This window comes from Pseudomonas saudiphocaensis, assembly GCF_000756775.1.
Classification (GTDB): domain Bacteria; phylum Pseudomonadota; class Gammaproteobacteria; order Pseudomonadales; family Pseudomonadaceae; genus Stutzerimonas; species Stutzerimonas saudiphocaensis.
In genome coordinates this window covers 2,200,276-2,223,357 of the sequence record NZ_CCSF01000001.1, presented here as the reverse complement: position 1 = coordinate 2,223,357, position 23,082 = coordinate 2,200,276, and the positions used below count along the sequence as shown (strand labels likewise).

Here is a 23,082-nt window from a genome sequence, read left to right as displayed (position 1 = left end):
GCAGGCGCCATGGTCGGCGCCTATGGAACGCTATCCGGCCTTGCCGGTGATGATCAGGTACTTCTGCATCAGTTCGTCCTTGCTCTCGACGTTGTTGACGTCGAGCGGGATGCAGTCCACCGGGCACACCTGCTGGCACTGGGGCTCGTCGTAGTGGCCGACGCACTCGGTACACAGGTTCGGGTCGATGACGTAGATTTCCTCGCCCTGAGAAATGGCGCTGTTCGGGCACTCGGGCTCGCACACGTCACAGTTGATGCAGTCATCGGTGATTATCAGGGACATCGGTAAACTCCAGCGGCAATGCAGGCCGCTTCACACTGAAACGGCACGCCAATTTTGCCGCATTGGCGCGCGCGGCGCACGTGCGGTTGTCGGGAGCGGCGGTTCAGTTGCCCGCGTAGCGGTCCGCCAGCGCCTTCACTACCGAAGGATGAACGAACTTGGAGACATCGCCATCAAGACGGGCGATCTCGCGCACCAGGGTCGAGGAAATATAGGAAAATTTCTCCGACGGGGTGAGGAAGAGGCTTTCCACGTCCGGCGCCAGCTGACGGTTCATGTTGGCCAGCTGGAATTCATATTCGAAGTCCGAGACGGCACGCAGCCCACGCAGAAGCACATTGGCCTTTTGTTCGGCGACGAAATGCGCGAGCAGCGTGGAGAAACCCAGCACCTTGACGTTGGGCAGGTGTGCGGTGACTTCCTTGGCCAGTGCGACACGCTGTTCAAGCGGAAGCAGAGGATTCTTGTGCGGGCTGGCAGCAATCGCGATGATCACTTCGTCGAACAGGCGCGAAGCGCGTTCGATCAGGTCGGTATGACCCATGGTGATGGGATCGAAGGTTCCCGGATACAGCACTCGATTCATCGCGACGTCCTGGCGCATGCATAGGGTGGTGGATGGTAGCGGCTCGGTGTCGGCAGCGTAAAGTATCAAAGCATGCTGTGCTCATTTCATCCGCTCGGCCAGTTGACCGGGAAGCGTGGGCCAAGGCAGATCAGCCATGCTGAGTAAGACTGTTGGGCGCCTCCAAGATCATCGTCCAGCGGGCGCTGTGTGCCGTCACCGCCATGCCGGAGACGAAAATCGCGCGATCCGCCACTTCTTGTCGATCTCAGCGCACGAACAGTTTGTAAACCAGCCTCTGCAGCGCCTTGCCGTAGGGCGGGTAGATCATGCGCGCTGCGTTGAAGCGTTGCTTGATAAACACGCCCTTGGCCTTGCTGAACGCCAGAAACCCTTCGTGGCCGTGATAGTGGCCCATGCCTGACGGGCCGACGCCGCCGAAGGGCAAGTCGTCCTGGGCGACGTGGAGCAGAGTGTCGTTGAGGCAGACACCGCCCGAATGGGTGCGTTCGAGCACCGACTGCTGCTCGGTCTTGTCGTAGCCAAAGTAGTAGAGGGCCAGAGGCCTAGGCCGTGCGTTGACGTAGGCGAGCGCCTGCTCGATGCCCTCGTACGGCACTACCGGCAGCAGTGGGCCGAAGATCTCATCCTGCATCACCCGCATCTCGTCGCTCACATTCAGCAGCAAGTGGTGCGGCATACGTCGCGCCTGGCCCTGCTCGAACAGCGGCAGCAGGCGCGCACCCTTGGCCTGGGCATCATCCAGATAATCCTGCAGGCGGGCGTGCTGGCGCGGGTTGATGATGCTGGTGTAGTCCGGGTTGTCGGCCAGCTGCGGATAGAAGCGGCGGACCGCCGCGCGATAGGCGTCGATGAAACCCTCCACCCGGGCCTTGGGCACCAGCACGTAATCTGGAGCAACACAGGTCTGACCGGCATTCAGGGTCTTGCCGAAGGCGATGCGCTCGGCGGCGTCTGCCAGCGGCACGCTCGCCGAGACAATGGCCGGCGACTTGCCGCCCAACTCCAGGGTCACTGGCGTGAGGTTGTCCGCGGCTGCACGCATCACCTGGCGACCAATACTAGTGCTACCGGTAAAAAGAAGGTGATCGAAGGGCAAACGCGAAAAGGCGATGCCCACGTCCGCCTCGCCGAGCACCACCGCCACCTGCTCCTCGGGGAATATCTGCCTCAGCAGCCCCTTCAGCAGCTGGCCGGTGGCAGGAGTGGATTCGCTCATCTTCAGCATCACCCGGTTGCCGGCCGCCAGAGCGCCGATCAGTGGACCGATGGCCAGATAGAGCGGGTAGTTCCAAGGCACGATTACGCCTATAACTCCCAACGGCTGGTAAACCACGCGTGCACTTGCCGGCTGAAAGGCCAGCCCGACACTGCGCCGCGACGGCTTCATCCACTTGTGTAGACGACGCTTGGCATATCGGATGCCATGCAGGCTGGGCATGAGTTCCGCCAGCAGGGTTTCATCCGCCGATCGATTGCCGAAATCACTGCTGATGGCCTCCGCTATGCCCTGCTGATTACTGGTGAGCAGATGATGCAGGGCGTCGAGCCACTGGATGCGCTCGGCGGCGGTCGGATAGGGATTTGCCTGGAAGGAGCAGCGCTGCTGTTCGAGCAGTGCTGGCAGGCGCTCAAGTTCCGGATCGAGCGGGGTCAGCAGGGCGTCAGCGATGGACATGGCAGGGTTCCGGTAAAGGCATGACCTGCATTGTTCGCGTTTGCCGATGCCGCTGCCAAGGCCAAAGCCGTACCCAGCGCAGGGTCTGACCGAATAGCCCTGTGATTCCCCGGCGCAGCGCACTCAAGGCTGATGTCTGTTACTGCGCGGCGCTGCGCTCCCACAACGCATAGTGCACGCTGCCGGCCTTTTTCTCGCGGTGCAGGCGCCAGTTGGCGGGCAGGCCTAGGCTCGAGGGCACGGCCTCGCTTTCGGTGTAGACCCAGGCGTGGTTGGCCAGCCAGCCCTTACTCTCCAGCAGCTCGCAGGCTGGCAGCAGCAGGTTCTTGTTGAACGGTGGGTCGAGGAAGACCACATCGAAAGGCGTCGGTGTCTGGGTTTCCAGATAGCGCAGGGCGTCGCTCTGCAGTAGTTGGCCCTGGCCGGATTTGAGCGTATCCAGATGCTTGCGCAGGCTGGCGATGGCGTTGGCGTTCACGTCCAGCGCCAGCGCCATGCCGGCGCCTCGGGACAAAGCCTCCAGATAGAGCGCGCCGCTACCGGTGAAAGCATCCAGAACACGTGCGCCGCTGATATAGGGCGCCAGCCAGTTGAACAGGGTTTCGCGCACCCGGTCTGGTGTCGGGCGCAAGCCCTCGGCGTCGGGGAAGCTAAGGCGCCGGCTGCGCCAGTCACCACCGATGATGCGTAGCTGGCCTTGTCCGCCATGAGCGGAAGGGCGTATGGGTGGGTTGGCCATCAGTGCTCCGGAACGCTGCTGGGTTGTTCGAGGTGCTTGTCGCTGGGCGGCGGCAGCGGCTTCTGTTCGACCTCGGGGCCGGCGGTGACGATGACGAAACCGTCGGCATCGAGGTGCCGGTTCATCGCTGCCCTGACGTCTTCGACCGACAGTGCCTGGACCTGTTGCATAAAGTCTTCCAGATAGCTCAGCGGAAGATTGTAGAAGCCGATGCTGCCTAGTTGACCGACGATATCGGCGTTGCTCGCGGTGGACAGCGGGAAGCTGCCGGCGGTCTGGCGCTTGGCGCGTTCCAGCTCGGCCTCGGTCGGGCCTTTATCGAGGAACTCGCCCACCAGTTGCTGCACCAGCTCAAGGGTGCCTTCGGCCATATCGGCTCGGGTCTGCAGGTTGATCATGAACGGACCATTGGTCTGCATAGGGCTGAAACCGGAATAGACGCCATAGGTCAGTCCGCGCTTCTCCCGTACCTCTTCCATCAGCCGCGTGCCGAAACCGCCGCCGCCGAGGATCTGGTTGCCAAGGTAGAGCGCGGCATAGTCAGGGTGGCCCCGGGGAATGCCGAGCTGCGCCAGCAGCAGGTGGGTCTGGTTGGACGGGTAGTCGATGTGTTCGTGGGTCGCTGAAGTCCTGCTTGGCTCGTCGGGTGGCGGCAGGGCAGTGCCTTGCGGCAGGGCGGCGGACACCTGCTCGGCAATCATTTCGGCTTCGCTGCGGCTCAGGTCGCCAACCAGGGCGATTACCACATTGCCGGCCGCGTAGGCCCTGGCGTGGAAGTCACGCACGTGCGCCGCATCGATGCCGGGTATCGAGGCGGGCGTGCCTTCGCTGGGGTGCGCATAGGGGTGCTCCTGGTACAGCTGCTTGAACAGCTCCAGGCTGGCCAGCTTGCCGGGGTTCTGCTTCTGGAACTCGAAGCCGGTGAGGAGCTGGTTCTTGATGCGCTGCAGCGAATCCTCGGGGAAACTCGGCTGGCCGACCACCTGGCTGAACAGCTGTAGCGCCGGCTCGCGCTTGTCGGCAGCGCTGAGGCTGCGCAGGCTGGCGATGGCCATGTCGCGGTAGGAGCCGTTGCCGAATTCAGCCCCCAGGTTCTCGAAACCTTCGGCAATGGCGGTCACGTCCTTGCCCTCGATGCCTTCGTCGAGCATGGCGTTGGTCAGCATCGCCAGCCCTGGTGTGTCGCCGTCCTGGCTGCTGCCGGCGGCGAAGGTCAGGCGCAGGTCGAACATCGGCAGTTCGCGGGCCTCAACGAACAGCACACGGGCGCCGCCTTCGGTCTGCCAGCTCTGAATGTCCAGCTGGCGGCGTGGCAACGGTTGGTCGTCCAGCGCGTCGAGGGATTCAAGGCGCGGCTGCTTCTGGTCTTCGCGGGCGATGGCCTGGCCGGACTCGACCGGTGTTGCCACGTTGTGCGCCGGTGGGATGACGGCGACCGTGTCTCCGGTTTCGCTGTCACAGGCAGTCAGGCCGAAGGTGCCGAGCAGAAACAGGCCGATCAGGCCGCTGCGCATAAAGGTGCGATCACTCATCACCGGACTCCTCGGGCAGAACATGGGCGACGCTCAGGCGCGAGCGGGTGAAATAGGTACGGGCCGCCTGCTGGATATCTTCCGGCGTTACCGCTTCCAGTGCGGCGAGGTCCTCGTCCATCAGGCGCCAGGACAGGCCAACCGTTTCCAGCATGCCAATGGTGGTGGCCTGCTCGGTGATGGAGTCGCGCTCGTAGACCAAAGCGGCGATGACCTGTGCGCGGACGCGCTCAAGTTCCTCGGGCGAAGGCGGTGTTTGTTTGAGCTGTTCCAGTTGTGTCCAGAGGGCGGCCTCGACCTCTTCGAGGGTGTGGCCCTTCTGCGTATTGGGCGAGGCGCTGAGAACGAACAGGCTGTCACCGCGGGCGTGGGCGTTGTACCAGGCGGCGGCACTGCTCACCAGTTCCTCGCCGCGCTCCAGCTGCCGTGACAGCCGTGCGCTGGAGCCACCATCGAGGAGGGCGGTGATCAGGCGTAACGCGTGGATCTGTCGTGGGTTCTCGGGCTCAGTGGCCAGGCTGGCCGTATTGAAGCCCATCATCAGGCTTGGTACCTGGGTTTTGAGATGCAGGGTCAGGCGCCGCTCTCCAGGCTCGGCCAGCTCCAACGGACGCTTGGCGCTCGGGACCGGGCGCTTTTCGATCGGGCCGAAATAGCGCTCGGCCAGTGTGCGCACTTCGTCGACCGTGACATCGCCGACCACTACCAGAGTGGCGTTGTTGGGGGCATACCAGGCCTCGTACCAGGCGCGCAGATCTTCGATGGTCATGCGGTTCAGATCGTCCATCCAGCCGATGGTCGGGGTGTGGTAGCCGCTGGCGGGGTAGGCCATGGCCTTGAAACGCTCATAGGCCAGGGAGCTGGGTCTGTCGTCGGTGCGCAGGCGGCGCTCCTCCTTGATCACCTCGATCTCGCGAGCAAATTCGTCTGCGGGCAGTTTGAGGCCGGCCAGGCGATCGGCTTCCAGTTCGAAGGCTACCGCCAGGCGATCACGGGCCAATACCTGGTAATAAGCGGTGTAGTCGTCGCTGGTGAAGGCGTTTTCCTCGGCGCCAAGCTCGCGCAGGATACGGGAGGCTTCGCCGGCACCGAGCGAGCGGCTGCCTTTGAACATCATGTGTTCCAGCGCATGGGAAAGGCCGGTTTGGCCGGGCGTTTCGTAGCTGGAACCGACCTTGTACCAAAGCTGGGACACCACCACGGGAGCGCGGTGATCCTCGCGGACGATGACCTTGAGGCCATTGTCCAGAAAGAATTCGTGGGTGGGCTGGGCCTCGGCTGCGTTGATCAGCGGCAGATAAAAAGAGGCAAATAACAGAACGGCTGCGCGGCGTAGCATCGGAAACATGATGGTGAACTCTTACAGGAATGAACCCGCCGGCAATGGCCGGCCGGCGGGGAGCACGCGGGGCATGGTACTGGGCGTCGTGGCCAGGGCAAAGTGGCGTATGAATCGATCAGCATCAAGATTTTGCGGCACACAACCCTCGATGTACGCGCTCCGTCGTGACATAACGGGCACTGGGCCGAATTTATTCCGCCTTTACCTGGCCGAACAGGACCGCCCGTGCCCTGATACGCCAGTCACTGACCACACTTAACGCAGTCGGTTGCGCGGTGCTAGGATAGCCCCCGTCTGGCCAGTGGCGTGGCTGCTGGCGTTTCGCCCTCTTGAGAAAATCTTCTCCATGTTTGGTTCCAACGACGATAAGAAGGCGCCAGCTGAAGCTGGCGAGAAGAAAGGCTTGTTCGGCTGGTTGCGCAAGAAGCCGCAAGCCCCGGCAGCCGAACCACCACCATCCGAGCCGCTGGAAGACAGCCAGCCGTTCGCTGATAAGCCCGATGAGCAGGCGCAGGAACTGCTGGCAGAGAACGAGCCAGTCGCCGCACAAGCCTCACAGCAGCCTGAGCCTGAAGCGGAAGTCACCGCAGATTTCGTGCCTGTCGAGTCCGAGCCTGAGCGGCTAGCCGCGGTGCCGGCGGAAGTTGTCGCCGAGCCGGAGCCTGCTCCCGTTTCCGCGGCCGTAGAAGCAGCACCCGCCAAGCTGGGCTTCTTTGCCCGCCTCAAGCAAGGCCTTTCCAAGACCAGCGCCAGTATCGGCGAAGGCATGGCCAGCCTGTTCCTGGGCAAAAAGGTCATCGATGACGACCTGCTGGACGAGCTGGAAACCCGTCTGCTGACTGCCGACGTGGGCGTCGAGGCGACTACGGCAATCATGCAGAACCTCTCCCGCCGAGTTTCACGCAAGGAACTGGCCGACAGTGGTGCGTTGTATAAGGCGCTGCAGGAAGAGCTGGCCAGCCTGCTCAAGCCGGTCGAGCAGCCGTTGCAAGTCGATTCCGGAAAAGCGCCCTTCGTGATCCTCGTGGTTGGCGTCAATGGCGTCGGCAAGACCACCACCATCGGCAAACTGGCCAAGAAGCTGCAGCTGGAAGGCAAGAAGGTGATGCTGGCTGCCGGCGATACCTTCCGCGCCGCTGCGGTGGAGCAGCTGCAGGTCTGGGGTGAGCGCAACAATATCGCCGTGATCGCCCAGCACACCGGTGCCGATTCTGCCTCGGTGATCTTCGATGCGGTGCAGGCCGCCAAGGCGCGTGGTATCGACGTGCTGATCGCCGATACCGCCGGCCGCCTGCATACCAAGGACAACCTGATGGAGGAGCTGAAGAAGGTCCGTCGGGTCATGGGCAAGCTGGACGAGACGGCGCCCCACGAAGTGCTGCTGGTGCTGGACGCCGGCACCGGCCAGAACGCCATCAATCAGACCAAGCAGTTCAACCAGGCGGTCGAACTCACCGGGCTGGTGCTGACCAAGCTCGATGGTACTGCCAAGGGCGGGGTGATCTTTGCCCTGGCCAAACAGTTCGGCACACCAATTCGCTACATCGGCGTGGGCGAGGGCATCGATGATCTGCGCACCTTCGAGGCGGATGCCTTCGTCAGTGCGCTGTTCGCGGAAAAAGGAACGAGCGCAGGTAATCCTCCCTCATGATTCGTTTCGAACAGGTTGGCAAGCGTTATCCCAATGGCCACGTCGGGCTGCACGAACTCTCGTTCCAGGTGCAGCGCGGCGAATTCCTGTTCGTCACCGGCCATTCCGGCGCCGGCAAGAGCACCCTGCTGCGTCTGCTGTTGGCGATGGAGCGGCCCACCAGCGGCAAGCTGCTGCTAGCCGGGCAGGATCTGTCGCGTATCAGCAATGCGCAGATTCCCTTTCTACGGCGGCAGATCGGCGTGGTGTTCCAGAACCACCAGCTGCTGTTCGATCGCACCGTATTCGACAATGCCGCCTTGCCGCTGCAGATTCTCGGGCTGAACAAGCGCGAGATCGGCCAGCGGGTGATGACCGCACTGGAGCGCGTCAGCCTCAAGGACAAGGCGCTGCAATATCCCTCGGATCTTTCCACTGGTCAGCAGCAGCGCGTCGGTATCGCACGCGCCGTGGTGCACCGGCCGGCACTGCTGCTGGCGGACGAACCCACAGGTAACCTGGACCCGCGTCTGGCGGCGGAAATCATGGGTGTGTTCGAGGATATCAACCGCCTCGGTACCACGGTGCTGATCGCCAGTCACGACCTGGCCCTGATCGCCCGCATGCGTCACCGCATGCTTACCCTGCAACGCGGTCGCCTGATCGGCGATGGGGAGGCGGCGCGATGAGCGACGAACGCAAGCCGACGGCAAAATCCAATCCGAGCACGGCCGAACGCGTGGGCGGCACGGTTAAGAAGGCGCCGCAGCACAGCCCCGATGAGCCGGATTTCAAGACCCTGTTCCATGCCTGGCTGGAAAGTCACCGTGCGAGCCTGGTCGACAGCGTCGGGCGCCTGGTCAAGCAGCCGATCGGCAGCTTTTTTACCTGCCTGGTAATGGCCGTCGCGCTGAGCTTGCCCATGGGGCTGGCGCTGCTGCTGGATAACGTCGAGCGTCTCGGTGGCTCGTGGCAGCGTGCCGCGCAGATATCCCTCTACATGCGGCTGGAGACCGATACCAGGACTGGTGAGGCACTGCGCGAGCAGGTCTTGGCCATGCCGGATGTGGCTGATGCCGAATGGATCAGCCGCGAACAGGCGCTGGAGGAGTTCCAGCAGCTCTCGGGACTGGGCGAGGCATTGCGTGAGCTACCGGAGAACCCGCTGCCCGGCGTTGTGGTAGTCACTCCCAATGAGATCGACAAGAGCAAGCTCGAAGCGCTGCGCCAGCAGCTGGCCGAGCTGCCTGGCGTTGAACAGGCGCAGCTGGACCTGCTCTGGGTCGAGCGGCTGGCGGCGATCCTCAAGCTGGGTGATCGCTTCGTCTTCGGCCTGACGCTGCTGCTGGTTGCCACGCTGCTGCTGGTGATCGGCAATACCATCCGATTGCATATCGAGAACCGCCGCACCGAGATCGAGGTGGTCAAGCTGGTGGGCGGCACCGATGGCTACGTGCGTCGCCCGTTCCTCTATATGGGCGCGCTTTATGGCCTGGGCGCCGGGTTGATCGCCTGGTTGCTGCTGGCGTACGGGCTGGGTTGGCTGAATGAGGCGGTGATCGATCTGGCTGGGCTTTATGGCAGCGATTTCGGGCTGGCCGGAGTGCCCACCGACGATGCTCTGTCGCTGGTTCTCGGAGCGTTGCTGCTGGGCTATATCGGTGCCTGGTTGGCGGTGGCGCGGCATTTGAACGAACTGGCTCCGCGCTGAAGACGGCTTTTACAGTTGCTGCGCCCCAGCTGCTGCGTTGAAGCCAGCCTCCCTGATGCGCAGCTGAACATTCCGTTTTCGGCCGGCTTCAGCTTGCCTGCTCGCCCCTTGCCATTTTGAAAACGCCCTCTAAGTGGTTGTAATAAAAGAGATTTAGCGGGCTATTACTGAACTTTTCACAGGCATTGCAGTCCTATCGGGCAATGTTACACTTCTGCAGCTTCACTATCGGAGGAACTGCATGACCAATACTCTGCAACCTGTTCAAGCGCTGGTTCCGGGAGCCAATCTCGAGGCCTATGTGCAAACGGTCAACAGCATTCCGCTGCTGACGGTCGAGCAGGAACGCGATCTGGCCGGGCGCCTGTTCTATCAACAGGACCTCGAAGCCGCTCGCCAGATGGTTCTAGCCCACCTGCGATTCGTTGTACATATTGCGCGCAGCTACTCGGGCTATGGCCTGGCTCAGGCCGACCTTATCCAGGAAGGCAACGTGGGCTTGATGAAGGCAGTCAAGCGCTTCAACCCGGAGATGGGTGTGCGCCTGGTGTCCTTTGCGGTGCACTGGATCAAGGCCGAGATTCACGAATTCATCCTGCGCAACTGGCGCATCGTCAAAGTCGCCACCACCAAGGCGCAACGCAAGCTGTTCTTCAACCTGCGCAGCCAGAAGAAGCGTCTGGCCTGGTTGAACAACGAGGAAGTCGAGCGAGTGGCCGACAGCCTCGGCGTCGAAGCGCGGGAAGTGCGCGAGATGGAAAGCCGGCTGACCGGCCACGACATGGCGTTCGACCCCTCGGCCGATGCCGATGACGACAGCGCCTATCAGTCGCCTGCGCATTATCTTGAGGACCATCGCTACGATCCGGCGCGTCAGCTCGAGGATGCCGATTGGAGCGACAGTTCCAATTCCAGCCTGCATGCGGCCATGGAAACGCTGGATGAGCGCAGTCGCGATATCCTGCAACAGCGTTGGCTGAGCGAGGAAAAGGTCACTCTGCACGACCTGGCGGCCAAATATGGCGTTTCCGCCGAACGTATTCGTCAGCTGGAAAAGAATGCGATGAACAAGCTCAAGGGTTCTATCGAGGCTTGATCTCATCGATGTAAAAGAGGCGCTGCCGGATTATCCCGCAGCGCCTTTTTTATGCGCCATGGTGAGCGGACACCTTTAAAGCTTTGCCCCAACTGCCATACCTCGTGCTTTCCGTAGAGAGGCGCGATTTTGAATATGCAGGGCTCGTCCAACGGGCGGCGGATCGTCCAGGAGGCTACCGACGGCCAGCCAGGGCATCGGTAAGGGCGATCAGCAGTTGCGCCGCATTGATGGGTTTGTGCAACCAGGTGATGCCGGCATCCTGTTCGCGTGACTCGAAGCGGCTGGCGGCGGATACCACGATGATCGGCATATCCCTTGTAGCGGCATTGCTACGTATTTCGTCGATCAGCTCGCGGCCGCTGCCATCCGGCAGGTGCATATCGAGGGTCATGGCCTGGTAGCGCTTGCTGGCGAGTTTTTCGCGGGCGGCATGCAGGCTCTGCACGCGTTCCACTTCATAACCGGCGTCGCGCAGCATCAACAGCAGCAGCCTGCCGGTATCGGGTTCATCCTCGACCACCAGCAGGCGCAGCGCGTCGGACTCGGTCAGGGGTGCGCTCTGTGGCTCAAGGAGCGGTAGTTCACACCAGAAGGTTGTGCCCTGGCCCGCACGGCTTTCAAAGCCGACCCGACCGCCCATGCGCTCGATGAATTCCTTTGAAATCGCCAGGCCCAGGCCACTTCCGCCCTTCTGGCGGCTGTCCGAAGCATCGGCCTGGGCGAACTTCTCGAAGACCCGGCTCTGAAAGTCCAGCGGTATACCGGGGCCCTGATCGCTGACGTTGATGCGCACATGATCACCGACCAGCTCGCAGTGCAGCGTCACTTCACCGCCTTCAGGCGTGTACTTGATGGCGTTGGAGATGAAATTGCTCAGCACCTGCTGCAGACGCAATGCGTCAACCCAGACGTGCGCCTCAGGCGGCGTGCGTAGCGTGCAGTTGACGCCCAGATGTACGGCAAGGGCCTGGTTGCTGCTCAGAGCTTCTTCCAGTAGACGTCTGAGCGAGTGCTCGCGCATGTCGAAGGCCATCTTGCCGGCGGCGATCTTCTCCATGTCGAGCAGGTCGTTGATCAGATGACCCAGGCGCAAGCTGTTGCGATGAGCAATTTCCAGCATCTGCTGCATGGCAGCTGGAATGGTCCCCATGACACCGCCGGTGATCAGCCCCAGTGCGCCGCTGATGGAGGTCAGCGGCGTACGCAGCTCGTGGCTCACGGTGGAGACGAACTCATCTTTCATCTGCTCGATGCGCTTGTGCTCGGTCAGATCCATGCTGGTGCCGCTGATGCGCAGTGCCTGGCCGTTGCGGTCGCGCTGGATGTAGCCGCGCACCAGCATGGGGACGAGCTTGCCGCTCTTGTGTTGAAAGCGCAGCTCGGTGGTGAAGTGGTCGACTGCCGATAGCATGGTCTGCGCCAGCTGAGCCTTGGCTTGCTGCAGATCGTCAGCCGCCAGGACGCGCTCCCAGAGCTTCAGATCGGAGGAAAGCTCGCCGGGTTGGTAGCCCAGCATGTGCCAGGCGCGCGGCGACGCGTAGAGGGTCTGGGCCTCCAGGTTGAGGTCCCAGAAGCCGTCGTTGCTGCCCTTGAACGCCAGGCTTAGGCGCTCTTCGCTCAATTGCAGGGCGCGCTTGTTCTCGCGGATATGTTCGGTCATCTGTTGCGCCAGCGCCTCGGCGCGGCTGCGGCGCAGTGACAGCGAGGAGATCAGAAAGAACAGCAGCAGGCTGAGGCCCAGACCAAGGCCGATCACCAGCGCATCGTTGCCGTGAAAGAAGGCCTCGAATTCCGGCAGGCTTTCCAGTCGCAGTGTCCAGGTCTGCCCATACAGCTGCATACGCAGGGTCTGTCCGTAGAGTGGGGCTGCATCGCGCGGCTGGCTGCGGCTGGAGAAGATCAGCGCATCGCTGTCCTCATTGGGGCCGGCATAGATGCGCAGGCTAAGGGCCGGATCGGCGGCGCCGAGGATTCCACGCATCAGGTCGCCCACGCGATAGGGGCTGTAGACGAAGCCGAGCAGTGCCTCCATGCGTTGTTCGGCGGAGTGGAGTGGAGCGCTCTGGCGATACACCGGTACGTACATCAGCAGACCGGCCTGTACTTCACCGTGGGTTTCCTGGCGCAGCGTGACCTTGCCGGTCAGGCGTGTCTGACCGGTTTGTGCCGCCGTCGCCATGGCGTGGTGGCGCACCGGCTCGGAAAACATGTCGTAGCCGAATGCAGCCAGGTTACGGTCGGTGAAGGGTTCCAGATAAACGATGGGGATATAGAGGGGGCGGGCCCCCGCAGGATGGATATCGTAGTCGGCGAAACCTTCCTCGCGCACCGCCCGGACGTGATCATCGCGCTGCTGTGGCAGTACGGCCTGGGCAAAGCCAACCCCCTGAATGCCAGGGTAGCGCTCGATCAGTTGCAGGCGCTTGTTGTACTGGTGCCACTGCTCGCGTGACACCAGGCCGCTGGTTTCGAATAGCCCAGCGGCGCCAAAAAGAATCTGCTCGTGCTCGATCAGCCTTTTATTGATGGCTTCGGTGGTTTTCTCCACCGCAAATTCGAACTGGGTCGCCGCTGTGCGAGCTTCATGGCTGCGCAGGTGCTGCAGGATGACCAGCTGCACGAGCAGGGTGAACACCAGAACCAGCCAGGCCACGCTGTTGCGCCAGTTGAGCAGTTGTCTTAGTCGCTCGCTAGGGCTGCCGGGGAGAGTTGCGGCGTTGCTCATGCTATCGCTGCCATGCGCTCGTCGGGCGAAGGTAGGAAAGGCACAGAATGCTCCAGGGCTGCGTCGGTGTCCTCATTATGCATCGTTGGACTGGGGGGCGCGGTTCAGGGTTGCCTGCCAGTTGATCTTGGCGGGCGCCTGCGGACGGGCAAAGCCGTAGCCTTGCCCGTAGTCACAGCCATGATCACGCAGGAACTCGGCTTGTTCCGGCGTTTCGATGCCTTCGGCGACGACTCGCAGGTCAAGGTTATGCGCCAAAGCAATGACCGAACGGGTTATCGCGGCATCTTCACGGCTGCCCGGCAGTCCTCTGACGAAGCCCTGGTCGATCTTCAATTTGTGAACATTCATTCGCTTGAGTCGCAACAGCGAGGAGTGCCCGGTGCCGAAGTCGTCGATCGCCAGGCGCACGCCGAGCGCGCGCAGGCGGGCAAGTTGGTCCATGGCCGCGTCGGGGTCCTGCATGACGGCGCTTTCGGTAACTTCCAGTTCCAGATATCTGGGCTCCAGGCCGCTTTCGGCGAGGATTTGCGAGACGAGCATGTCCAGCTCGCCATGGCTGAACAGCCGGCTGGAAATGTTCACGGCGATAAATTGCAGTGACAGGCCGCTGTCGACCCAGCTGCTCATTTGTCGGCAGGCCCGGGCGAGGACCCACAGGTCGATGGCGCTGATCAGGCCGTTTTCTTCCGCGATCGGGATGAACCGCGCTGGCGAAACCAGCCCCTGTTCCGGGTGTCTCCAGCGTACCAGCGCCTCGAAGCCGACGATGCGCTCATCAGAAAGATCATGAATTGACTGGTAGTGCAGCTCCAGCTGGTTCTGTTCGAGCGCCTGGCGCAAGGCGCTGGAGAGCTCGACCCGCTGCTGAGCCATGGAGGTCAGCTCCTGGGTATAGAAGGCATAGGTCGAGCGCCCGCTGCCCTTGGCCTTGAACAGCGCCGAGTCGGCATTGCGCATCAGCTGTTCGACATCTTCTATGTCGTCGGGATAAAGCACGATGCCGATGCTGGCGGTGATGAACAGCTCGTTGGCACCCAGCTGGAACGGCTGCGCCAGACTGTCGAGCAGGCGTAGCGCCAAAGCGGCTGCCTGGCCGGCATTGAGGCTTTCGCAAAGCAGGGCGAACTCATCGCCTCCCAGGCGCGCCACGGTCATGCCATTGTTCTGGAACGCGCCCAGGCGCTTGGATACGGCAATCAACAGGCTGTCGCCGTAGCTGTGGCCGAGGCTTTCGTTGATGTCCTTGAAGTGGTCGAGGTCAATCAGTAGCAGGGCACCACTGCGCTTGTCCGTCCGAGCTCGTTCCAGGTCGAGCTTGGCCCGCTCGCTGAACAGCAGCCGATTGGGCAGGCCGACCAGATGGTCGTAATGCGCCAGGTAGTCCAGCTCCTCGCGTGAGCGCTTGAGCGCCGACAGGTCGGAGAAAACTGCCACGTAGTGAGTGACCTGGCCGTTCTCGTCGCTGATGCTGCGCAGGTTCTGCAGCTGCGAGTAAACCTCGCCACTTTTGCGACGGTTCCAGATTTCGCCGCTCCACCTGCCCTTGGCTTGCAGGTCCCGCCACATCTGGCCGTAAAATTCTGCGTCATGTTTGCCGGAAGCGAACAGCTTGGGCGTCTGGCCCAGCACTTCCTCCAGGCTGTAACCGGTAATGCGGCTGAAAGCGGGGTTCACATGCAGAATGCGCTGCTGCGCATCGCTGATCAGAACGCCTTCCTGGGTGCAATCGAAAACGGCTTCGGCTTGACGCAGGCGGGTCTGGCTGACTGTCTGCGCCTGCTGCTGGCGCGCAACCTGATCGATATGGCGTCGGCCGAGTACATACATCAGCAGGGTGCTGAACGTTACGAACAGAAGCCCCTTGCTAAACGGCAATAAGGATACTGGCGTGTGGTTGTCGGAAAGCCAGCGCACCAGCAGTTCGCCAAGCACTACCCAGAGTACTGCCAGAATCAGATAGAACAGGCAGAGCCGTTGCAGTCGGACAATCGTCACTTCATTTCACCAGGTACTACTAGGAGAGAAGGCAGCTCTTGCGTTGCGAGCGGCTTGCTGCAGTCGGCCTGCACCGAATAGGCGTAATGCCTATTTGATGGCAGTTTAGACGAATTCGTCGTCAGATACGTATCGACGACCGACGTATGGATTTCGGGGGAACAGCTATTCTCCCACGCCCTTCAGGTAAGCGTTACCGCCCAGTTGTCGCATCTGCTGGCGTATCCAGGCCGCGCGATTGCTGACATAGGCGCTGGGTTGGCCTGCGCTCCAGGCGCGCGGGTTGGGCAGTACCGCTGCCAGTTGGCTGGCCTGGCGAGCCGACAGGTAGGGCGCACCACGACCAAAGTGATGCTGCGCCGCCGCCTCGGCACCAAAGACGCCGCTGCCCCATTCGACGCTGTTCAGGTAGACCTCGAGGATGCGTTGCTTGGGCCACAACAGCTCGATCCAGCCGGTGAACCAGACTTCCAGACCCTTGCGGGTCCAGCTTCGCCCGGACCAGAGAAACAGGTTCTTGGCCACCTGCTGGCTCAGGGTGCTGGCTCCACGCAGTGACCCGCCGCGCTCGTTGTGCGCCAGCGCGGCGCGGATGGCGGCAATGTCGAATCCCCAGTGTTCGGCGAATTTCTGGTCTTCGGCGGCGATTACCGCCATCTTCAGATCGTCCGGCAGTTCGCTCCACGGCCGCCAGCTGCGTTGCAGATCGATGGGCTCACCGCTCTGCCATGACTCCAGTTTGCGCTCGATCATCAATGCGGTGAACGGCGGCGGTACCCAGCGCAGCAGCAGTACCAGCAGCACGGAAAGCGCAGCCAGCCAGAACAGCAGTTTGATGAGGCGTAGCAGCAGTCTTCGGAGCATGGGCATGGTGACGGATGGGTCGTGCGGGCATTATAGCGATGCTTGAATGCCTGAACGGAAACCCTTGTGATGATTCGTCCCTTTCTTGTCCTGGCTGCCTTTTTTGGTCTGACAGGTGTTGCCCTGGGTGCCTTCGCAGCCCATGGCCTTAAGAGCCAGCTGAGTGCCGAATACCTGGCGGTGTTCCAGACTGGCGTGCACTACCAGCTGATCCACGCGTTGGCGCTGATCGGTGTTGCGTTGCTGGCGCTGCATGCGCCGAGCCGCCTGCTATCGATAGCAGCGGCGCTATTCGTGGTCGGGGTATTGTTGTTCTCGGGCAGCCTGTACCTGCTTACGCTAACGGGTATTGGCAAGCTGGGAATCATTACCCCCATCGGCGGTACGGCCTTTCTCGCCGGGTGGTTCTGTCTGTTGCTGGCCGGCTGGAAGCTGCGCCGTTGCTAGCGGGATGAATGGTTTTGGTGGGCTGGCTTGATCAGGCTAGAATGCGTGCCCCCTTGGCAATGGTGGCGAGCACTATGCAAATTCAGTTGAACGGCGAAAGCTACGAACTCCCTGAAGGGGTGTCGGTGGCTGATCTGCTGCTGCGTCTGGAGTTGACTGGGCGGCGGCTGGCTGTCGAGGTCAATCGCGATATCGTGTCCCGTAGCCAGCACGCTACGACCATACTGGCCGAAGGCGACCAGGTGGAGATCGTCCATGCCATCGGTGGCGGCTAGCAGCGAATACCGCGCCGTAGATACCGCTGCCGCTCATGCGGCAGCCACCTTCCGCTAAACAACGTGAACAGGATGGCCCCATGAGCCCAGTTCCGCACGACAAGCCCTTTACGCTCGCCGGTCGCACCTATCAATCGCGTCTGCTGGTAGGCACCGGCAAATACAAGGATCTCGACGAAACCCGCGACGCCATCGAGGCCTCGGGTGCCGAGATCGTCACCGTGGCTGTGCGCCGTACCAACATTGGCCAGAACCCCGGTGAGCCCAATCTGCTGGATGTGATCTCGCCGGATCGCTACACCATCCTGCCCAATACCGCCGGCTGCTACGACGCCGAGGACGCAGTGCGTACCTGCCGCCTGGCGCGCGAACTGCTGGATGGTCGCAATCTGGTCAAGCTGGAAGTGCTGGCAGATCAGAAGACCCTGTTTCCCAACGTGATCGAGACCCTCAAGGCGGCTGAAGTCCTGGTTCGCGAAGGTTTCGACGTCATGGTCTACACCAGCGACGACCCGATCATCGCCCGCCAGCTGGCCGAGATCGGCTGTATCGCCGTCATGCCGCTGGCCGGCCTGATCGGCACTGGTCTTGGCATCTGCAACCCGTACAACCTGCGCATCATCCTCGAAGAGGCCAAGGTGCCGGTGCTGGTTGATGCCGGTGTAGGTACCGCTTCCGACGCGACCATCGCCATGGAACTGGGCTGTGAGGCGGTGCTGATGAACAGCGCCATCGCACACGCGCAGAAGCCGGTACTGATGGCCGAGGCGATGAAGTACGCCATTGAGGCGGGGCGTCTGGCCTATCTGGCCGGGCGTATGCCGAAGAAGCTCTATGCCAGCGCTTCGTCGCCGCTTGAAGGGCTGATCCGCTAACCTTTCCCTCCGTTGTACGCGCAGTCGTCTGGCTGCGCGCTCGGCATCCTTTATTTTGCAGGTTCGTTCATGAGTGACACTTCCACCCCGGCCGAGGGCCAACGGCGCATGCGCACCATCAAGAGCTTCGTGATGCGCGCAGGACGCATGACCGAGGGGCAGCAGCGCGGGCTGGATCAGGGCTGGCCACGTTTTGGTCTGGAGCTGGCCGATGGCCTGCGCGATTTCGATGAGGTGTTTGGGCGTCAAGCGCCGCGCACCTTCGAGATCGGTTTCGGCATGGGCCACTCGACGCTGGAAATGGCGGCTGCCGCGCCTGAGCAGGATTTCATCGGCGTCGAAGTGCATTCGCCTGGTGTGGGTGCGCTGCTGTCTGGCGTCATGGCGCAGAACCTGACCAACGTTCGGGTCTACAGCTGCGATGCGTTGGAAGTGCTGCGTGACTGCGTGGCCGACTCGAGCCTTGATCGGGTCCTGCTGTTCTTTCCCGATCCATGGCACAAGAGCCGGCACCACAAGCGACGTATCGTCCAGCCGGCCTTTGCCGAACTGGTGAGGAGCAAGCTGAAGGTTGGCGGCGTGCTGCATATGGCAACCGACTGGGAAGCCTATGCCGAGCATATGCTCGAAGTCATGAACGCCGCGCCGGGCTATCGCAACCAGGCGGCCAGCGGACAGTACATCGAGCGGCCGCAGGAGCGGCCAACCACCAAGTTCGAGCGCCGAGGTGAGCGCCTGGGCCATGGTGTCTGGGATCTCAAGTTTGAGCGCATCGACTGACCCCAGCATTGCGTCGCAACAAAGAACGCCCTGCCAATAGCAGGGCGTTTTTATATGTGGTGTCAGGCGGCCTAGGGCTGGAGTAGGCGACCCTCAGTTGCGATCGGCAATCACTCCGATGATGAACAACACCAGGATCAGCACCGGCGCGAGGGTGTAGTTGTTGAACTGTGCCAGTCCCTTTGCCAGCCAGGGACTCAGGTAGATGATCCCCAACCCGTACACCACCGCGCAAAAGATCACGAACAGCAGCGTGCGCAGAATGAAGTTCAGCCCGCCGATGTTCTTCTGCACCCAGGCGTTCAGCGCTGGCCCGAGCAGCACGAACAGGGTAGCCATGATCGCCAGGGAAATATCCGAAAGATGGCTGCGGCTCCAGCGCGACAGGGTGGCGATCAGGTCGAGTAGCAGGTCCATGCAAAATCCTATGGCAAAAAGAGTTGCAGCAAATCGTTGAGAAACAGCTGGCCCTTGGGCGTGGCTACCAGGCGCTGCGGGTCGGCGAGCAGAAGCCCGCGCGCTTCGGCTTCACGGCGCGCCTCGGCCAGTTGCTGTAGCGGCAAACCGGTGCGCTGAGTGAACAACAGTGCGGGCACGCCGTCGGTGAGGCGCAGCACATTCATCAGGAACTCGAAGGGCAGCTCCTGGGTTTCCAGCTGTTTTTCGCCGACCCGGAAGCGCTTGCCGGGGTCCAGGTAATCCTTGGGCAGACGGGTTTTCCAGTTGCGCAGGATGCGCTCGTCAGACCGACTGATTTTGCCGTGGGCGCCCGCGCCGATACCGAGGAAATCGCCAAAGGTCCAGTAGTTGAGGTTGTGCCGTGCCTGGCGGCCAGGCTGCGCATAGGCCGAGGTTTCGTACTGTGCGTAGCCTTGCTCGGCGAGCAGCGCCTGGCCGGCTTCCTGGATATCCCAGAGGGTGTCGTCTTCAGGCAGTTGCGGCGGCCTGCTCCAGAACTCGGTGTTGGGCTCGACTGTGAGCTGGTACCAGGACAGGTGCGTCGGTTGCTGGGCGATGGCAATGCGCAGATCGCTCAGGGCGTCGTCCAGGCTTTGTCCCGGCAGGCCGTGCATCAGGTCCAGGTTGAAGTTTTCAAAGCCGGCGGCGCGGGCCATATCGGCGGCTCTGACGGCCTCGTCGCCATCATGGATGCGGCCCAGAGCCTTCAGTTTCTCCGGCTGAAAGCTCTGCACGCCGATGGACAGGCGATTGATACCCAGCTGCCGGTAGTCGCGGAATTTCGCTTGCTCGAAAGTGCCCGGGTTGGCCTCCAGGGTGATTTCGATGTCAGCGCTGAAGCCGACCCGCTTTTCCAGGCCTTCGACGATGCGCTCCAGCGCCCGGGCGGAAAACAGGCTGGGCGTGCCGCCGCCGAAGAAGATCGAGCCAAGTTTTCGTCCCTGGACCTGGGCGAAATCCTCTTCGAGGTCGGCCAGCAGTGCTGCAACATATTCGTCTTCCGGCAGCTGTGGGCCGGCGGCATGGGAGTTGAAGTCGCAGTAAGGGCACTTGCGCACGCACCAGGGAATATGGACGTAGGCCGCCAGGGGCGGCAGCTCGAAGCGGGCAGCAGGCATTTGCTCCGGGCCCTGGTGTTTGCCGTTGTTCAAGCGATCCCCAGGCGAGCCTTGAGTAGCGCCATGGCGCGGGCGCGGTGGCTGAGTTGGTTCTTGTCTGCCGGCGCCAGCTCGGCGCTGGAGCAGTCGCGCTCGGGCACCCAGAACAACGGGTCGTAGCCGAAGCCCTGCTCGCCGCGCGGTGCATGCAGGATACGGCCCTGCCATAGGCCTTCGCAGATGATTGGCAGCGGGTCCTCGGCATGCCTGACCAGTGCCAGGGCACAGACGAACTGCGCGCCACGCTGAGCGTCGGGTACGTTTTTCAGCACCTCCAGCAACTTGGCGTTGTTCGCCGCATCGCCCTGGCCACCGGCATAGCGCGCCGAGTAGATGCCGGGTGCCCCGCCGAGGTGATCGACCGCCAGGCCTGAGTCATCGGCCAGCGCCGGCAAACCGGACACCCGCGCCGCATTGCGGGCCTTGAGAATGGCGTTCTCGATGAACGAGAGGCCGGTTTCTTCAGGCTCCACATCGCTGAACTCGCCCACCGAGCGTACGCGCACGGCGGTGCCCAGCATGGCCTGGAGTTCCTTGAGCTTGCCGGCGTTGTGGCTGGCCAGCACCAGTTCGTTGAAGGGCATCATCGGTCGGGAAAAAATTCCTGAGTGAACTCGAAATTGACCGCCTCGGCGCCGACTGGCTGTACGGTCAGGGAGAAGCGCAGGGTTTCGCGCGAGTCGAAAGGGAATTGCGCCAGATAATAGATGGCTTCTTCACCTTCTTTCAGCTGTTTGAAGGCCAGCGGGCGATCCTGGCCCAGCAGGTTCTTTACCGTGCCGCTGACCAGCGCCATGGTCGGCTTGCCGGCCTTGAGCACCGAGACGTTAAGCACGCCCTGGCTCTTGCTGCGCACCAGACCGGCTGCGGCAGCGATGTCGGGCTGCAGGAAGCCGGAATTGAACGCGATGTAATGGACGTCATACTCGCCGAAGCTGTGCTTGCGCTCGGCCCAGGCGGGCAGCGCCAGCAGCAGGGTGAGCAACGCTATCAGGCTGGCTTTCATGGTTTTTCTCCCTCCACTCGTCAAAGGATTATCTGCCCTGCCCGGTAACGCGATAGATGCCGATTTCACCAAGCAGGTTCGGCCACAGGCGACTGCCCAACCCGTGTTTGTGATCGCGGTCCACGGCCAGGCGCTCGAGTACGGTGGCGCCGCGCTCCTGGCACAGTCGCTCGAAGTCCTCGAAGGTGCAGAAGTGGATGTTCGGCGTGTTGTACCAAGTGTAGGGCAGGAACTCCGAGACTGGCATGCGGCCCTTGGTGGTCAGGTACCAACGGCAGCGCCAATGGCCGAAGTTGGGGAAGGTAATGATGCACTCGCGGCCGACACGAAGCATTTCCTTCATCAGCAGGTCAGGGTAGTGCACGGCCTGCAGCGCCTGGGTCATGACCACCATGTCGAAGCTGTCGCTGGCGAAGTTGCCCAGGCCAAGGTCCAGGTTCTGCTCGATGACGTTGACGCCCTTTTCGATGCAGGCGGCGATGTTGTCAGGGTCGATTTCCAGGCCATAGCCGGTGACCTGCTTGTGGTCGCGTAGCCATGCCAGCAACTCACCGTTGCCGCAGCCAAGGTCCAGCACCCGGCTGCCGGCAGGGATCCATTCCTGGATGATTTCCAGATCGGCGCGCATGGTGGCTCCTTATAGAACGATGCGATTCATGTAGCTGCTGAAGGCCTGCAGGTAGCGCGGGATGGGAATCAGGAAGGCGTCGTGGCCTTGGGGCGCATCGATCTCCAGATAGCAGACGTTTTTGCGGGCAGCCATCAGCGCATTGACGATTTCCTGGGAGCGTTCCGGGGAGAAACGCCAGTCGGTGGTAAACGACATCACGCAAAAATCTGCCTTGGCCGATGCGAAAGTCTTGGCCAGATCGTCGCCGTGGGCCGCTGCCGGATCGAAATAGTCCAGTGCCTTGGTCATCAACAGGTAGGTGTTGGCGTCGAAGCGGCTGGAAAACTCCTCGCCCTGATAGCGCAGATAGCTTTCGACCTGAAATTCCACGCTGTTGAAATCGTAATTGAGCTTCTCGCTCTTCAGACCGCGCCCGAATTTGGTGCCCATGGCGTCGTCCGAGAGGTAGGTGATATGCCCGACCATGCGCGCCAGCATCAGCCCGCGCCGCGGAATGACGCCCTGCTCCTGGAAGTGCCCGCCGTGAAACTCGGGGTCCGAGAGAATGGCCTGTCGCGCGACTTCGTTGAAAGCGATGTTCTGTGCGGATAGCTTGGGTGCCGAGGCGATGGCCACGCAATGGCGAATCCGCTCGGGATAGCTGATGGACCACTGCAGCGCCTGCATGCCACCCAGGCTGCCGCCCACCACCGCCGCCCACTGCTGAATTTCCAGCATGTCGGCCAGGCGTGCCTGGCTATGAACCCAATCCTCCACGGTCACCACCGGAAAGTCCGCACCGTAGGGCTTGCCGGTTTTAGGGTTGAGGCTGCTGGGGCCGGTAGAACCGTTGCAGCCGCCGAGGTTGTTCAGGCTGACGACGAAGAAGCGATTGGTGTCGATTGCCTTGCCCGGGCCGATACAGGCGTCCCACCAGCCCGGCTTGCGGTCGTCCATGCTGTGGTAGCCGGCGGCATGGTGATGGCCGGACAGGGCGTGGCAGATCAGCACGGCGTTGCTACGGCTGGCGTTGAGCGTACCGTAGGTTTCGTAGATCAGTTGGTAGTCATGCAGTGTGCGGCCACAGGCGAGTGCAAGCGGTTCGGCGAAATGCACGACCTTCGGACTCACCAGACCAACGGAATCGGCTGGAATAGCAGTGGGCATCGACCCTGGCTCGTGGTTGAAGAAGGCGGCAAAGTCTAGCAGACCGTTGAAAAACTACCTACGTTGCAGTGCCTTAGTGAAAGCAGCATCAGGTGTCCTTGCAGGACAATGGAATTC

The 23,082-nt window shown here is 62.0% G+C and carries 23 protein-coding genes; 8 read left to right on the top strand and 15 right to left on the bottom strand.

Going from position 1 to position 23,082, the window contains the following annotated elements; all coding sequences use genetic code 11:
- Window positions 1–30: 30 nt before the first annotated feature.
- From BN1079_RS10250 to BN1079_RS10225, 6 genes are all read right to left on the bottom strand, one after another.
- Complete coding sequence (locus BN1079_RS10250; RefSeq protein WP_037024148.1) at window positions 31–285, bottom strand: YfhL family 4Fe-4S dicluster ferredoxin; 255 nt, start codon at window positions 283–285, stop codon at window positions 31–33.
- Between the two features lie 103 nt (window positions 286–388).
- On the bottom strand, window positions 389–871 hold the full coding sequence (gene coaD / locus BN1079_RS10245) for a pantetheine-phosphate adenylyltransferase (RefSeq protein ID WP_037024147.1): 483 nt from the start codon (window positions 869–871) through the stop codon (window positions 389–391).
- Between the two features lie 247 nt (window positions 872–1,118).
- Window positions 1,119–2,549, bottom strand: a complete 1,431-nt coding sequence (locus BN1079_RS10240) for a coniferyl aldehyde dehydrogenase (RefSeq protein ID WP_037024146.1) — start codon at window positions 2,547–2,549, stop codon at window positions 1,119–1,121.
- A gap of 139 nt (window positions 2,550–2,688) precedes the next feature.
- On the bottom strand, window positions 2,689–3,288 hold the full coding sequence (gene rsmD, locus BN1079_RS10235; protein WP_037024145.1) for a 16S rRNA (guanine(966)-N(2))-methyltransferase RsmD: 600 nt from the start codon (window positions 3,286–3,288) through the stop codon (window positions 2,689–2,691).
- The gene (locus BN1079_RS10230; RefSeq protein WP_037024143.1) at window positions 3,288–4,820 is read right to left on the bottom strand and encodes a M16 family metallopeptidase; all 1,533 of its coding nucleotides are present in this window, start codon (window positions 4,818–4,820) and stop codon (window positions 3,288–3,290) included. Before BN1079_RS10230 ends, rsmD begins: the two co-directional genes overlap by 1 nt.
- A complete protein-coding gene (locus BN1079_RS10225; protein WP_037024142.1) occupies window positions 4,813–6,168 on the bottom strand; it encodes a M16 family metallopeptidase in 1,356 nt (451 codons plus the stop codon). The genes BN1079_RS10230 and BN1079_RS10225 overlap by 8 nt, the downstream gene beginning before the upstream one ends.
- Window positions 6,169–6,508: 340 nt before the next feature.
- Between BN1079_RS10225 and ftsY the strand changes: the two genes are divergently transcribed.
- The 4 genes from ftsY to rpoH all read left to right on the top strand — a co-directional run bounded on the left by ftsY (window position 6,509) and on the right by rpoH (window position 10,599).
- On the top strand, window positions 6,509–7,813 hold the full coding sequence (ftsY, locus tag BN1079_RS10220) for a signal recognition particle-docking protein FtsY (protein ID WP_037024139.1): 1,305 nt from the start codon (window positions 6,509–6,511) through the stop codon (window positions 7,811–7,813).
- Window positions 7,810–8,481, top strand: coding sequence for a cell division ATP-binding protein FtsE (gene ftsE, locus BN1079_RS10215; protein ID WP_037024137.1), 672 nt, complete (start codon window positions 7,810–7,812; stop codon window positions 8,479–8,481). Before ftsY ends, ftsE begins: the two co-directional genes overlap by 4 nt.
- Complete coding sequence (gene ftsX, locus BN1079_RS10210) at window positions 8,478–9,503, top strand: permease-like cell division protein FtsX (protein ID WP_037024135.1); 1,026 nt, start codon at window positions 8,478–8,480, stop codon at window positions 9,501–9,503. The genes ftsE and ftsX overlap by 4 nt, the downstream gene beginning before the upstream one ends.
- A gap of 241 nt (window positions 9,504–9,744) precedes the next feature.
- On the top strand, window positions 9,745–10,599 hold the full coding sequence (rpoH, locus tag BN1079_RS10205; RefSeq protein ID WP_037024133.1) for an RNA polymerase sigma factor RpoH: 855 nt from the start codon (window positions 9,745–9,747) through the stop codon (window positions 10,597–10,599).
- 175 nt (window positions 10,600–10,774) lie between these two features.
- Here the strand turns inward: rpoH and BN1079_RS10200 are convergent, their stop codons facing one another.
- The 3 genes from BN1079_RS10200 to mtgA form a co-directional block, all read right to left on the bottom strand.
- On the bottom strand, window positions 10,775–13,327 hold the full coding sequence (locus BN1079_RS10200; protein ID WP_037024131.1) for a hybrid sensor histidine kinase/response regulator: 2,553 nt from the start codon (window positions 13,325–13,327) through the stop codon (window positions 10,775–10,777).
- Window positions 13,328–13,402: 75 nt separating this feature from the next.
- Entirely contained in the window at window positions 13,403–15,325 is a 1,923-nt protein-coding gene (gene dibA, locus BN1079_RS10195; RefSeq protein ID WP_231850775.1) for a phosphodiesterase DibA, read from the bottom strand.
- Window positions 15,326–15,490: 165 nt separating this feature from the next.
- A complete protein-coding gene (mtgA, locus tag BN1079_RS10190) occupies window positions 15,491–16,189 on the bottom strand; it encodes a monofunctional biosynthetic peptidoglycan transglycosylase (protein WP_037026770.1) in 699 nt (232 codons plus the stop codon).
- Window positions 16,190–16,258: 69 nt separating this feature from the next.
- Here mtgA and BN1079_RS10185 point away from each other — a divergent pair, with 69 nt between their 5' ends.
- The 4 genes from BN1079_RS10185 to trmB all read left to right on the top strand — a co-directional run bounded on the left by BN1079_RS10185 (window position 16,259) and on the right by trmB (window position 18,566).
- Entirely contained in the window at window positions 16,259–16,636 is a 378-nt protein-coding gene (locus tag BN1079_RS10185; RefSeq protein ID WP_037024129.1) for a DUF423 domain-containing protein, read from the top strand.
- Between the two features lie 74 nt (window positions 16,637–16,710).
- Window positions 16,711–16,911 (top strand): sulfur carrier protein ThiS, encoded by a 201-nt coding sequence (thiS, locus tag BN1079_RS10180; RefSeq protein WP_037026769.1) that lies wholly within the window; start codon window positions 16,711–16,713, stop codon window positions 16,909–16,911.
- Window positions 16,912–16,991: 80 nt separating this feature from the next.
- Window positions 16,992–17,786, top strand: coding sequence for a thiazole synthase (locus BN1079_RS10175; protein ID WP_037024127.1), 795 nt, complete (start codon window positions 16,992–16,994; stop codon window positions 17,784–17,786).
- A gap of 108 nt (window positions 17,787–17,894) precedes the next feature.
- Window positions 17,895–18,566, top strand: coding sequence for a tRNA (guanosine(46)-N7)-methyltransferase TrmB (gene trmB / locus BN1079_RS10170; protein ID WP_231850805.1), 672 nt, complete (start codon window positions 17,895–17,897; stop codon window positions 18,564–18,566).
- A gap of 93 nt (window positions 18,567–18,659) precedes the next feature.
- Here the strand turns inward: trmB and BN1079_RS10165 are convergent, their stop codons facing one another.
- From BN1079_RS10165 to metX, 6 genes are read right to left on the bottom strand one after another with little or no spacing between them, the layout of a single operon-like run.
- Window positions 18,660–18,983 (bottom strand): DUF3392 domain-containing protein, encoded by a 324-nt coding sequence (locus BN1079_RS10165; RefSeq protein WP_037024123.1) that lies wholly within the window; start codon window positions 18,981–18,983, stop codon window positions 18,660–18,662.
- Between the two features lie 8 nt (window positions 18,984–18,991).
- Window positions 18,992–20,143 carry a radical SAM family heme chaperone HemW gene (gene hemW / locus BN1079_RS10160; protein ID WP_074436836.1) on the bottom strand — a complete coding sequence of 384 codons (1,152 nt, stop codon included), beginning with the start codon at window positions 20,141–20,143 and terminating at the stop codon, window positions 18,992–18,994.
- Window positions 20,144–20,172: 29 nt separating this feature from the next.
- Window positions 20,173–20,769: an RdgB/HAM1 family non-canonical purine NTP pyrophosphatase gene (rdgB, locus tag BN1079_RS10155; RefSeq protein WP_037024121.1), complete on the bottom strand. Its 597-nt coding sequence runs from the start codon at window positions 20,767–20,769 to the stop codon at window positions 20,173–20,175.
- Window positions 20,766–21,188 carry a DUF4426 domain-containing protein gene (locus BN1079_RS10150; RefSeq protein WP_037024119.1) on the bottom strand — a complete coding sequence of 141 codons (423 nt, stop codon included), beginning with the start codon at window positions 21,186–21,188 and terminating at the stop codon, window positions 20,766–20,768. The genes rdgB and BN1079_RS10150 overlap by 4 nt, the downstream gene beginning before the upstream one ends.
- Before the next feature lie 28 nt (window positions 21,189–21,216).
- Window positions 21,217–21,816: a methionine biosynthesis protein MetW gene (gene metW, locus BN1079_RS10145; RefSeq protein ID WP_037024117.1), complete on the bottom strand. Its 600-nt coding sequence runs from the start codon at window positions 21,814–21,816 to the stop codon at window positions 21,217–21,219.
- A gap of 9 nt (window positions 21,817–21,825) precedes the next feature.
- A complete protein-coding gene (metX, locus tag BN1079_RS10140; RefSeq protein WP_037024115.1) occupies window positions 21,826–22,965 on the bottom strand; it encodes a homoserine O-succinyltransferase MetX in 1,140 nt (379 codons plus the stop codon).
- Window positions 22,966–23,082 lie beyond the last annotated feature (117 nt).

Bases quoted from the DNA above. Each gene is read 5' to 3' on its own strand.
- BN1079_RS10165 (WP_037024123.1), bottom strand. From the start codon at position 18,983: ATGGACCTGCTACTCGACCTGATCGCCACCCTGTCGCGCTGGAGCCGC.
- BN1079_RS10175 (WP_037024127.1), top strand. From the start codon at position 16,992: ATGAGCCCAGTTCCGCACGACAAGCCCTTTACGCTCGCCGGTCGCACC.
- mtgA (WP_037026770.1), bottom strand. From the start codon at position 16,189: ATGCTCCGAAGACTGCTGCTACGCCTCATCAAACTGCTGTTCTGGCTG.
- metX (WP_037024115.1), bottom strand. From the start codon at position 22,965: ATGCCCACTGCTATTCCAGCCGATTCCGTTGGTCTGGTGAGTCCGAAG.
- BN1079_RS10230 (WP_037024143.1), bottom strand. From the start codon at position 4,820: ATGAGTGATCGCACCTTTATGCGCAGCGGCCTGATCGGCCTGTTTCTG.
- ftsY (WP_037024139.1), top strand. From the start codon at position 6,509: ATGTTTGGTTCCAACGACGATAAGAAGGCGCCAGCTGAAGCTGGCGAG.
- rsmD (WP_037024145.1), bottom strand. From the start codon at position 3,288: ATGGCCAACCCACCCATACGCCCTTCCGCTCATGGCGGACAAGGCCAG.
- BN1079_RS10250 (WP_037024148.1), bottom strand. From the start codon at position 285: ATGTCCCTGATAATCACCGATGACTGCATCAACTGTGACGTGTGCGAG.
- coaD (WP_037024147.1), bottom strand. From the start codon at position 871: ATGAATCGAGTGCTGTATCCGGGAACCTTCGATCCCATCACCATGGGT.
- BN1079_RS10185 (WP_037024129.1), top strand. From the start codon at position 16,259: ATGATTCGTCCCTTTCTTGTCCTGGCTGCCTTTTTTGGTCTGACAGGT.
- ftsX (WP_037024135.1), top strand. From the start codon at position 8,478: ATGAGCGACGAACGCAAGCCGACGGCAAAATCCAATCCGAGCACGGCC.
- rpoH (WP_037024133.1), top strand. From the start codon at position 9,745: ATGACCAATACTCTGCAACCTGTTCAAGCGCTGGTTCCGGGAGCCAAT.
- trmB (WP_231850805.1), top strand. From the start codon at position 17,895: ATGCGCACCATCAAGAGCTTCGTGATGCGCGCAGGACGCATGACCGAG.
- BN1079_RS10240 (WP_037024146.1), bottom strand. From the start codon at position 2,549: ATGTCCATCGCTGACGCCCTGCTGACCCCGCTCGATCCGGAACTTGAG.
- metW (WP_037024117.1), bottom strand. From the start codon at position 21,816: ATGCGCGCCGATCTGGAAATCATCCAGGAATGGATCCCTGCCGGCAGC.
- BN1079_RS10225 (WP_037024142.1), bottom strand. From the start codon at position 6,168: ATGTTTCCGATGCTACGCCGCGCAGCCGTTCTGTTATTTGCCTCTTTT.
- thiS (WP_037026769.1), top strand. From the start codon at position 16,711: ATGCAAATTCAGTTGAACGGCGAAAGCTACGAACTCCCTGAAGGGGTG.
- rdgB (WP_037024121.1), bottom strand. From the start codon at position 20,769: ATGATGCCCTTCAACGAACTGGTGCTGGCCAGCCACAACGCCGGCAAG.
- ftsE (WP_037024137.1), top strand. From the start codon at position 7,810: ATGATTCGTTTCGAACAGGTTGGCAAGCGTTATCCCAATGGCCACGTC.
- hemW (WP_074436836.1), bottom strand. From the start codon at position 20,143: ATGCCTGCTGCCCGCTTCGAGCTGCCGCCCCTGGCGGCCTACGTCCAT.
- BN1079_RS10150 (WP_037024119.1), bottom strand. From the start codon at position 21,188: ATGAAAGCCAGCCTGATAGCGTTGCTCACCCTGCTGCTGGCGCTGCCC.
- BN1079_RS10200 (WP_037024131.1), bottom strand. From the start codon at position 13,327: ATGAGCAACGCCGCAACTCTCCCCGGCAGCCCTAGCGAGCGACTAAGA.